9 protein-coding genes are annotated in these 9,031 nt (G+C 64.0%); 6 read left to right on the plus strand and 3 right to left on the minus strand.

The window, feature by feature from the left end; translation table 11 throughout:
* Positions 1-212: 212 nt before the first annotated feature.
* Together chrA and ISS97_RS03640 are read left to right on the plus strand one after the other, a co-directional pair.
* Positions 213-1,421: a chromate efflux transporter gene (gene chrA / locus ISS97_RS03635; protein WP_379984993.1), complete on the plus strand. Its 1,209-nt coding sequence runs from the start codon at positions 213-215 to the stop codon at positions 1,419-1,421.
* 83 nt (positions 1,422-1,504) lie between these two features.
* Positions 1,505-2,539 carry a TraB/GumN family protein gene (locus ISS97_RS03640; RefSeq protein ID WP_379984995.1) on the plus strand — a complete coding sequence of 345 codons (1,035 nt, stop codon included), beginning with the start codon at positions 1,505-1,507 and terminating at the stop codon, positions 2,537-2,539.
* A gap of 526 nt (positions 2,540-3,065) precedes the next feature.
* Here the strand turns inward: ISS97_RS03640 and ISS97_RS03645 are convergent.
* From ISS97_RS03645 to ISS97_RS03655, 3 genes are all read right to left on the minus strand, one after another.
* Entirely contained in the window at positions 3,066-4,010 is a 945-nt protein-coding gene (locus ISS97_RS03645) for an aldo/keto reductase (RefSeq protein ID WP_379984996.1), read from the minus strand.
* 35 nt (positions 4,011-4,045) lie between these two features.
* Positions 4,046-5,101: an NADP-dependent oxidoreductase gene (locus tag ISS97_RS03650; RefSeq protein ID WP_379984997.1), complete on the minus strand. Its 1,056-nt coding sequence runs from the start codon at positions 5,099-5,101 to the stop codon at positions 4,046-4,048.
* An 80-nt stretch (positions 5,102-5,181) separates the two neighbouring features.
* The gene (locus tag ISS97_RS03655; protein WP_379984998.1) at positions 5,182-5,385 is read right to left on the minus strand and encodes a hypothetical protein; all 204 of its coding nucleotides are present in this window, start codon (positions 5,383-5,385) and stop codon (positions 5,182-5,184) included.
* A 107-nt stretch (positions 5,386-5,492) separates the two neighbouring features.
* On the opposite strand from ISS97_RS03655, the gene ISS97_RS03660 reads away from it, so the two are divergent.
* From ISS97_RS03660 to ISS97_RS03675, 4 genes are all read left to right on the plus strand, one after another.
* Positions 5,493-6,398, plus strand: coding sequence for a LysR substrate-binding domain-containing protein (locus ISS97_RS03660; RefSeq protein ID WP_379984999.1), 906 nt, complete (start codon positions 5,493-5,495; stop codon positions 6,396-6,398).
* 117 nt (positions 6,399-6,515) lie between these two features.
* On the plus strand, positions 6,516-7,178 hold the full coding sequence (locus tag ISS97_RS03665; RefSeq protein WP_090449516.1) for an NYN domain-containing protein: 663 nt from the start codon (positions 6,516-6,518) through the stop codon (positions 7,176-7,178).
* A gap of 94 nt (positions 7,179-7,272) precedes the next feature.
* A complete protein-coding gene (locus ISS97_RS03670; protein WP_379985000.1) occupies positions 7,273-8,172 on the plus strand; it encodes a class I SAM-dependent methyltransferase in 900 nt (299 codons plus the stop codon).
* A 16-nt stretch (positions 8,173-8,188) separates the two neighbouring features.
* Entirely contained in the window at positions 8,189-8,725 is a 537-nt protein-coding gene (locus tag ISS97_RS03675) for a pseudouridine synthase (RefSeq protein WP_379985001.1), read from the plus strand.
* The last annotated feature ends 306 nt before the right edge of the window (positions 8,726-9,031 follow it).

Genomic DNA, 9,031 nt, shown 5'->3' on the forward strand with positions numbered 1-9,031 from the left:
AGGTCGCGGAACACCCTCATTGCAACGATGCGTATTGTCGAAACCGGCCTATAAGAAAGGGGTAGCGAATTGGGGTGGGGGCGTATAGAACGCGTAAATTTTGTGACTCCCTCGTAGGAGCCCACCCTGTGGACGACCATTCCGGCAGGGCGCCACGCAAGGCGGGTCGCGCACAGGGTGCGCTCCTACGGGCGCATCCCTAAGCTATGGCGATGACGAGCCTTTCCCGCCAGGACATCGACAAGACGCATCTCCGCCGGGCTTACGAGGTCTTTCTCATCTTTCTCCGCCTTGGCCTCACCTCCTTCGGTGGCCCCATCGCCCATCTCGGCTATTTCCGCCGCACCTTCGTCGAGCAGCGCCGCTGGCTGGATGACACGCGGTATGCGCAGTTGCTGGCGCTGTGTCAGTTCCTGCCGGGACCGGCGAGCAGCCAGCTCGGTTTCACGCTGGGCTTGCAGCGCGCCGGGTGGCTTGGTGGCCTGGCGGCCTTTATCGGCTTCACGTTGCCGTCGGCCTTGTTGATGTTCGCCTTCGCGGCATGGGCGCCTTACTTGCAGGGACGTATCGGCGAAGCAGTGCTGCATGGTCTCAAGTTGGTCGCTGTCGTGGTTGTGGCACAGGGCGTGCTGGGCATGTGGCGAACGCTCGCGCCGGACGCACCGCGTCGCGTCATGGCGATCGCCACCGCCGCCCTGTTGTTATGGCAACCGCAGGCGTGGCTGCAGTGGCTGGCCGTGGCCGCGGCGGCACTGGCGGGGCAGTGGTTGTGTCGTGGCGTATCGACGGTGCGTGCCGGCGATGTTGGCGTCACATATGGACGTCGTACGGGCGCCTGGCTATTGCTGGCTTATGCATTAGTGCTGGTGATGGCGATGCTGGTCGGTACGGGCTGGTCGCCGCTGGCGCGTACTGTCGCGGCCCTGGCACGCGCGGGTGCGCTCGTGTTCGGTGGTGGGCATGTGGTGCTTCCGCTGCTCAAGCAGTCGCTGGTGACGCCCGGCCTGGTGGATGAGAGCAGCTTTCTTGCCGGCTATGGCGCAGCGCAGGCGCTGCCGGGGCCGATGTTTTCGCTGGCAGCCTTTCTCGGCGCGCATGTGAGTGGTGCTTTGGGCGCGGTGGCCGGACTTGTCGCGATATTTCTGCCGGGCCTGCTGCTGGTCGCTGGTGTGCTGCCGTGGTGGCAGACGCTGGCTGCGCGTGAAGGCGCCGTGCGCACGATTGCCGGTATCAATGCCGCCGTGGTGGGTCTGTTGGCGGCGGCCTTCTGGGATCCGGTGTGGCGTGGCGCCGTGCATGCGCCGCTGGATATCGCCATCGTCGCGCTCGGCTTGCTGGTGGTGATGCGGGCGCGCTGGCCGGCCTGGGCCATCGTCGTGTACTGCGTGGCTGCGGCGGTATGTGCTGCTGCGTTTAAGTGAAGTTCTGTAAGAATCTTGAACCTTTCATGCCAAGCTTGGGTCCGAGACCGGTCTCCCAAGCTGCGCCACCCGGAGCTTCTCCCATGAGTCTTTCCCATGCCGTTACGCGGACTGTCTTATGGCTGGCCCTTTGCGCCGCCGCGCCGGTGTTTGCGCAGACCGCGCCAGCGCCGGCCGCCTCGGTCACCAATCTCGAATCGGTGGTGGTCAGCGGCGTGCAACCAGGACCCGGCCTGTGGAAGGTGAGCAAGGGCGATCACGTTATGTGGGTGCTCGGCACCTTGTCGCCGTTGCCGGATCACATGCAGTGGAAGACCGATGAGGTCGAGCAGACCATCGCCGCCTCGCAGGAGGTGCTGAGCGCACCGTCGATCAGCATCAAGCCCAAGGCAGGTTTCTTCGGGCGCATGTTTCTGTTGCCATCGCTGATCGGCGCGCGCAAGAACCCCGATGGCGTGACCTTGCAGCAGGCCTTGCCGGCGGAGGAATACGCGCGCTGGGAGACGCTCAAGCAGAAGTACATTGGCAGCGATCGTGGCATCGAAAGCTGGCGCCCGCTGTTTGCCGCGGTGGAGCTCTACGAGAAGGCGGTGAAGCGCAGCGGCATGAATGCGTCGGGCGGTGTGAAGGACGCGGTGCGCGAGCTCGCCAAGAAGCACGGCGTCAAAGTCACTTCGGCCAGATACGAAATGCTGATCGAGGAACCGCGCGCCGCGGTGAAGACCTTCAAGTCCTCGACCATGGAAGACAAGGAATGCTTCAGCCAGACCCTCAACACCGTTGAGCATGGCCTGGGTCAGGTTGCCGCGCGCGCGAATGCGTGGGCGGTCGGCGACATCGAGGCGCTGCGCAGCCTGCCGATGGGCGATCAGCGCGAGGCGTGCATCCAGGCGATTACAGGTGCGGGTTTTGCGGAGAAGCTGGGCTTCAAGGATGTGCCGCAGAAGGTGGAGGCGATCTGGATGAAAGCGGTGGATCGCGCGATGGCGAGCAATGCGCAGACGTTTGCGTTGTTGCCGATGGAAGAAGTGTTGTCGGGGAAGGGGTATTTGGCGAAGTTGAAGGCTAAGGGGTATGTGGTGCAGTCGCCTGAGGAGCAGGATGCGGCGGCGCCTTGAGTTTTGGTTTTTCTCTTTCTCCTTTCAGGAGGGGGCATTCCCGCCTACTCGTCACCCCTGCGCAGGCAGGGGTCCAGTGGCGTTATCGCCCGATTGTTGCGACAGCGTGCTCTGGCCGCTTATGCAGCGGGCATTTCGGACGCCTGCCGGCGCCCGAGTTACTTTCTCTTTGCTGGCCCACGCACCCGCAGGAGCGGGTGCGAACAGCGCAGCTGGCCCGACGGGCGCAGGGCATGGATGCCCGGAGTAAAGAGAAAGTAACCAAAGAGAAATGGCCGCAGAGCAGGCGGTGTGCTTCGTAGCCGCGCTTTTTCCAGTGCCAGACTGTGGGATGGTTTTCCTTCGAGTCTGATAGGCCACTCCTCAGCACGGCACAACATCTCCCTCTCCCCTTTGGGGAGAGGGTTGGGGGTGAGGGGCGGGTGCTCGGGATAACCTCGCTATGGAATATCGGTAGGAGCGCACCCTGTGCGCGATGCTCTTAGTGCGGGTCGCGCACAGGGTGCGCTCCTACAGGCATGGCTCGTCAGGCGCTTGCCTGATCCAGCTTCGTAATGTCATCTCGCGTCAGTTGCAGTTTCACTGCACCGAACAGGTCGCCTAGTTGTTCGACGCTGGTTGCGCTGGCAATGGGTGCGGTGATGCTGGGGCGGGCGACGAGCCAGGCCAGGGCGACTTGTGCGGGTGTGGCGTGGTGTGCGGTGGCGACGTCGTCGAGTGCGGCGAGGACGCCTAGTCCCCGGGGGTTGAGGTATTTCTTTACGGAGCCGCTGCGCGCGGCGCTTTTGCCGAGGTCGGCTTCGCTGCGGTATTTGCCCGTGAGGAAGCCGCTGGCGAGGGCGTAGTAGTTGATGACGCCGATGTTTTCCGCGGTGACTAAGGGTTCGAGGTTGTTCTCGTAGTCGCTGCGGTTCACCAGGTTGTAGTCGGGCTGCAGGGTTTCGTAGCGCGGCAGGCGGTGTTTGGCGGAGACCTGGAGGGCTTCGGCGAAGCGGTCGGCGTTGTAGTTGGAGGCGCCGATGATGCGCACCTTGCCTTGCTCGATCAGGCGGCTGAAGGCGCCGAGGGTTTCTTCCAGCGGTACGGAGGCGTCGTCTTCGTGCGCCTGGTAGAGGTCGATGTAGTCGGTCTGCAGGCGTTTGAGCGAGGCGTCGACGGCTTGCAGGATGTTGACGGGGGAAAGGCCGGGATGTTCGGCCCATTTCGCCACTTTGGTCGCCAGCACCACCTTGTCGCGCTTGCCGCTCTGCTTCAGCCATTTGCCGATGATGGTTTCGGATTCGCCGCCACGGTTGCGGGGGACCCAGGCGGAGTAGACGTCAGCGGTGTCGACCAGGTTGAAGCCGGCGTCGACGAAGGCGTCGAGCAATTCGTGTGAGCGCTTTTCATCGGCGCTCCAGCCGAAGACGTTGCCGCCGAAAGCGAGCGGGGCGACGGAGAGGGATGACTTGCCGAGTTGGCGCAGTTGCATGAAGTGGTTCCTTACAGATGGATCAATAAGTCGAATCAAACCGGGTCGGCGACGCGCACCAGCAGCTTGCCGAAGTTGCGGCCCTTGAGCAGGCCGATAAAGGCCTCGGGCGCGTGTTCAAGGCCGTCGACGATATCTTCGCGATAGAGCACCTGGCCATGATGCAGCCAGTCGCCCATCTCGCGCAGGAATTCCGGATAGTGCTGCACGAACTCACGCTGGATGAAGCCGCGCAGGGTAAGGCTGCGAGTGAGCACACTGCGCATCAGTGCGGGCAATCGATCGGCGGCGACAGGCAGTTCGCCGTTGAAGCCGCTGCGATAGCTGTCGTCGTTGTAGTGCGCAATCAGGCCGCAGACGGGTACGCGCGCGTATTCGTTGAGCAGGGGCCACACGGCTTCCCAGACGGCGCCACCGACATTCTCGAAATACACATCGATACCGTTGGCGCAAGCGGCCTTGAGCTGTTCGGCGAAGTCGGGTGCGCGATGGTCGATGGCGGCGTCGAAGCCGAGTTCATCGCGCAGGTAGGCGCATTTCTCCGTGCCACCCGCGATGCCTACGGCGCGAGCGCCGCGCAGCCGCGCGATCTGCCCCACGGCAGAGCCGACCGCGCCGCTGGCGGCAGCAACTACAAGCGTTTCCCCGGGCTTGGGTTTGCCGATTTCACGCAAGCCAGCCCAGGCGGTGAAGCCCGGCATTCCGTAGACACCCAGCGCGGTGCTGAGCGGTGCGATGGCGGGATCGAGCCGGCGCAGGATCTGTTTCGGCGTCACCACGGCATGGGTCTGCCAGCCGGAGTGGCTCAGCACGAACTCGCCCGCGCGGTAGTCCGGATGATTCGAACGCAGCACCTGGGCAACGGTGCCGCCTTCCATCACTGCGCCTAATTCCACCGGCGCGGCGTACGACTTGGTCGCACTCATGCGGCCACGCATGTACGGGTCCAGCGACAGATACAGCACGCCCAACAGAATTTCGCCCTCGCCGGGCTTTGGCACGTGCGCCGACTCGAGACGAAAGTTTTCCGGTGTCGGCTCGCCTTGCGGGCGCGCCGTCAGCACCCAACGCTGCGCGGTGATCTCGGTCATCCGATTCCTTGCCTGCTATAGGCCGCTGCGAGGGTGGCAGCGGTGCCGTCAATCCGACGTGGTAGCAGGCGGGGACAGAATCAAGCCGGCGCGCAGGCTTTCCCGCAAGGTGTGATTTGCGCTTGCACACTGCTGGCAGCGTGGACTTTGAGCGGGGTGCCGATGCGCTCCCGGCTGCCGCGCGGCTTGTCTTGCGGCGTCGGTACGTCGGCCAGCCGACGCGCCAGTTCGGGGCTGGCGATGTGGCCATGCAGGAACAGCAAGTCGGTCCAGAGCGAACTCATGACACCCTCCCAGTAGTGCCTGCCATCTGGCAGGTGGCTCAAGATAAGAGCCTTGGCAGGCGCCAAAAAGCGATATATTCGCAAGTCAGACTTGAGGAATATTCAAGATGGCTCGGATCTCCCTGGACCTGCTTCAACAGTTTGTCGCGGCGGCGCGCCTGGGCAATCTGTCGCGCGCGGCGGAGCAGGCCAACCTCACGGTGAGTGCGCTCAGCCACCAGATCCGGCAGCTCGAGCAGCGGGTGGAGCGCAAGCTGTTCGACCGCGGTCCGCGCGGTGTGCAGCTGACCGCCGAAGGTCGGCGCTTGCTGGAGGCGGTGGGTCATCACTTCGAGGGTATCGACCGCGCGATGTCCAGCTATCGCTGTCGCCGCGAAGAGGCGCTGACGCTCAGCGCGAGTCCGGGCGTGATGTCGAGCTGGCTGGTGCCGCGCCTTGCGCGCCTGGTGGCGGCGCACCCGGAGCTCGAACTGAATCTGCAGTCCAGCGTGACGCTGGTCGATTTCGAGCGCGATCCGGTCGACGCCGCCGTGCGTTACGGGCGCGGAGTATGGAGTGGCGTGGAAACCGAGCAGCTGTTTGGCGAATGGATCGCGCCGGTGATTTCCACCGCCCTGCTTGAACGCATGCGCGATGCCGATCCCGGCGACCTGGGCAGCTGGCCGTTGCTTGGCGACCCGGGCAACCGCTGGCGCGACTGGTTCGAGACTTTTGGTGGCACGCCACCGCGCCGCTACGTGGCGCAGTTCGATACCACCGATGCCTTGCAGCGCGCAGCGCTGGAGGGCATGGGCGTGGCGCTGGGCCGCATGGTCACGGCGCGGCCTCTGGTCGAGGCGGGACTGCTGCATGTGCTGGGCGAGCGCTACATGCATATCCCGGAGGCGTATTACCTGGTGTATCCGCCGCGCTCGCGGGATCACGCTGGGCTGCGCGTGTTCCGCGACTGGATACGCTGCGAGGCAGAGGCTTATGCGCAGAGCATGGCGTACGCGGCGGGACAGCGTGGCTGATTTCGAAGCGTCGGTTTCGGATCAATAGTACGGGCGTATGCCGTAAAATCCGCGGGCTGGCCACCTATGGGCCGGCGTTTCCGCGTACATCGATCCGCACGACTATAAGGATTTCCTATGTCCAGTACCGCCATCCTGGTCGACGGCGCGTTTTTTCTTGCCCGCTATCGCAAGGTTTGGGGTGAACGCGACGCCAATGACGCACGCACGGTCGCCAAGACCGTCTTCGGCATGGCGCTGGAGCATCTCAAGGCGCTGGATCGTCCGCGCGAGGCGCTTTACCGCATCTTCTTCTACGACTGCCCGCCGCTGGAAAAAAGTTTTATCCGGCCGGTGAGCGGCGATACCTTCGATTTCTCGCGCACCGGTGCGGCAACTTTCCGGCGCGAGCTGCACGACCAGCTGCGCCGCCAACGCAAGATGGCACTGCGCCTGGGCCGCCTCGCCGAGCGCGGCGAGTGGAAGCTGAAGTACCACGCCTATCAGCAGCTGCGCGATGGCTCGCTGCAATGGGACGCGCTGGGCGACGAACACTTCGAGCCGGACATGCGCCAGACCCAGGTGGACATGAAGATCGGCATCGACATCGCCGCGCTCACTTATAAGAAGCTGGTCGACCAGATCATCCTGGTGGCGGGCGACGCCGATTTCATTCCGGCCGCCAAGCTGGCCCGCTACGAAGGCATCGACTTCATCCTCGATCCGATGTGGCAGGGCATCGCGCCGGATCTGCACGAACATATCGACGGCCTGCAATCGGTGTGCCCGCGGCCGTTCTGATCCTCGCTGGACTGTCTATCCACCAAACGTATACATGGCAGGCACAAAACTGCGTGTTAGCCTGCACGGGCATAGCTAGGGAAGATCTTTGTCGATGAAATGCCAACTCCCCCTTGGGCTGGCCGCCGTTTTGTTGCTGGCCGCCTGCAGCGGTAACTCGATTCCCGCCAGCGCGCTTGCCGCGCAAGACCAGCCTGCCGGTGGCCTGGTGCCGCCCACCAGCGCCAGCGATTTCACCTCCAGCCAGCTCGACAGCGTGCTTGCCGGCGGCTGGCGTTCTGAGAAGAACCGCGCGCGCGATGTGTACCGTCATCCCAAGGCGACGCTGCAGTTCTTCGGCGTGCGCCCCGACCTCACGGTGATCGAGATCACCCCGGGCGGCGGCTGGTACAGCGAGATCCTGGCGCCGCTGCTGCAAGACAACGGCGCGTATATCGCCGCCATCCAAAAGCCCGCCGACGGTGGTGAGGCGCGTCAGGACGCCAGCGGCCTGCATGCCAAGTTCGCCGCCGATCCGGCGCATTACGGCAAGGCGCAGATCGTGGAGTTCGACCCTAAGGCGCCGGTATTCGGCAAGCCCGGCGCGGCCGATATGGTGCTGACCTTCCGCAACGTGCATAACTGGGTGATGGCGGATACCGCGCCAGCGATGTTCAAGGCGTTCTACGCCGCACTGCGCCCCGGCGGCGTGCTGGGTGTGGTCGATCACCGCGCCGATGAGGGCGTCAAGCTCGATGCCATCAAGGAAAGCGGCTACCTGCCCACCAGTTACGTGGTGAAGCTCGCCACCGATGCCGGTTTCAAGCTGGAAGGCCAAAGCGACATCAATGCCAACCCGAAGGACACCAAGGACTATCCCAAGGGTGTCTGGACCTTGCCGCCCACGCTGACCCTGGGTGATCAGGACAAGGCGAAATACCAGGCCATCGGTGAGTCCGATCGCATGACGCTGCGCTTCGTGAAGCCGGAGACATCGGCCGCGGCCGCGCATTGAGCGGCCCGCGCCGCGCATGCTGATCGCGCTCAACAAACCCTTCAACGTGCTGTGCCAGTTCACCGCCGAAGGCGGCAAGCGCACGCTGGCGGAATTCGTCTCGCACAAGAATGTGTATCCGGCCGGCCGGCTGGATTACGACAGCGAGGGCTTGCTGTTGCTGACCGACGACGGGCGGCTCGCGCACAAGCTCACCGATCCGCGGCACAAGCAACCGAAGACGTATCTGGTGCAGGTGGACGGCGCGGTTACCGATGAAGCGGTGGCGGCATTGCGCCGCGGCGTGGTGTTGAACGATGGGCCGACGTTGCCTGCCGGCGTCGAGCATGCAGCGGAGCCGGAGTGGTTGTGGCCGCGCGATCCGCCCGTGCGCTTTCGCAAAAACATTCCTACCAGCTGGTTGAGTGTCACCTTGCGCGAGGGGCGCAATCGGCAGGTGCGGAGAATGACGGCGGCGGTGGGGTTTCCTACGTTGCGGTTGATTCGGGTGAGGGTGGGGGGGTATGGGTTGGAGGGGCTGGCGCCTGGGGATATACGGGTGCTTTTGCCTTGATCTTTCGCCCTCCTCCTTTTGGAAAAAGGTCGAGGTGAGGGCTCGACTCTTGCGACACCGCTTCTACTTCGTCATCCCTGCGTAGGCAGGGATCCAGTAGTGGTGCGCTCGATTGTCGCGTTTGCGTGCCCTGGTCGCTTATGCAGCGGGCATTTCGGACGCCTGCCGGCGCCCGAGTTACTTTCTCTTTGCTGGCCTGTATGGACCGGAGACATAGGTAACAGATGTGCCAGGACATGGGTTACACCCGCCCGATCCCCATCGATCTGGCGAGGTGTCGTCATTCATGCCCTGGAAGGAAGTCAC

The sequence above is a fragment of the Dyella koreensis genome, assembly GCF_044904565.1.
GTDB lineage: Bacteria > Pseudomonadota > Gammaproteobacteria > Xanthomonadales > Rhodanobacteraceae > Dyella_D > Dyella_D koreensis.

Bases quoted from the DNA above. Each gene is read 5' to 3' on its own strand.
- chrA (WP_379984993.1), top strand. From the start codon at position 213: ATGACGAGCCTTTCCCGCCAGGACATCGACAAGACGCATCTCCGCCGG.
- ISS97_RS03640 (WP_379984995.1), top strand. From the start codon at position 1,505: ATGAGTCTTTCCCATGCCGTTACGCGGACTGTCTTATGGCTGGCCCTT.
- ISS97_RS03645 (WP_379984996.1), bottom strand. From the start codon at position 4,010: ATGCAACTGCGCCAACTCGGCAAGTCATCCCTCTCCGTCGCCCCGCTC.
- ISS97_RS03650 (WP_379984997.1), bottom strand. From the start codon at position 5,101: ATGACCGAGATCACCGCGCAGCGTTGGGTGCTGACGGCGCGCCCGCAA.
- ISS97_RS03655 (WP_379984998.1), bottom strand. From the start codon at position 5,385: ATGAGTTCGCTCTGGACCGACTTGCTGTTCCTGCATGGCCACATCGCC.
- ISS97_RS03660 (WP_379984999.1), top strand. From the start codon at position 5,493: ATGGCTCGGATCTCCCTGGACCTGCTTCAACAGTTTGTCGCGGCGGCG.
- ISS97_RS03665 (WP_090449516.1), top strand. From the start codon at position 6,516: ATGTCCAGTACCGCCATCCTGGTCGACGGCGCGTTTTTTCTTGCCCGC.
- ISS97_RS03670 (WP_379985000.1), top strand. From the start codon at position 7,273: ATGAAATGCCAACTCCCCCTTGGGCTGGCCGCCGTTTTGTTGCTGGCC.
- ISS97_RS03675 (WP_379985001.1), top strand. From the start codon at position 8,189: ATGCTGATCGCGCTCAACAAACCCTTCAACGTGCTGTGCCAGTTCACC.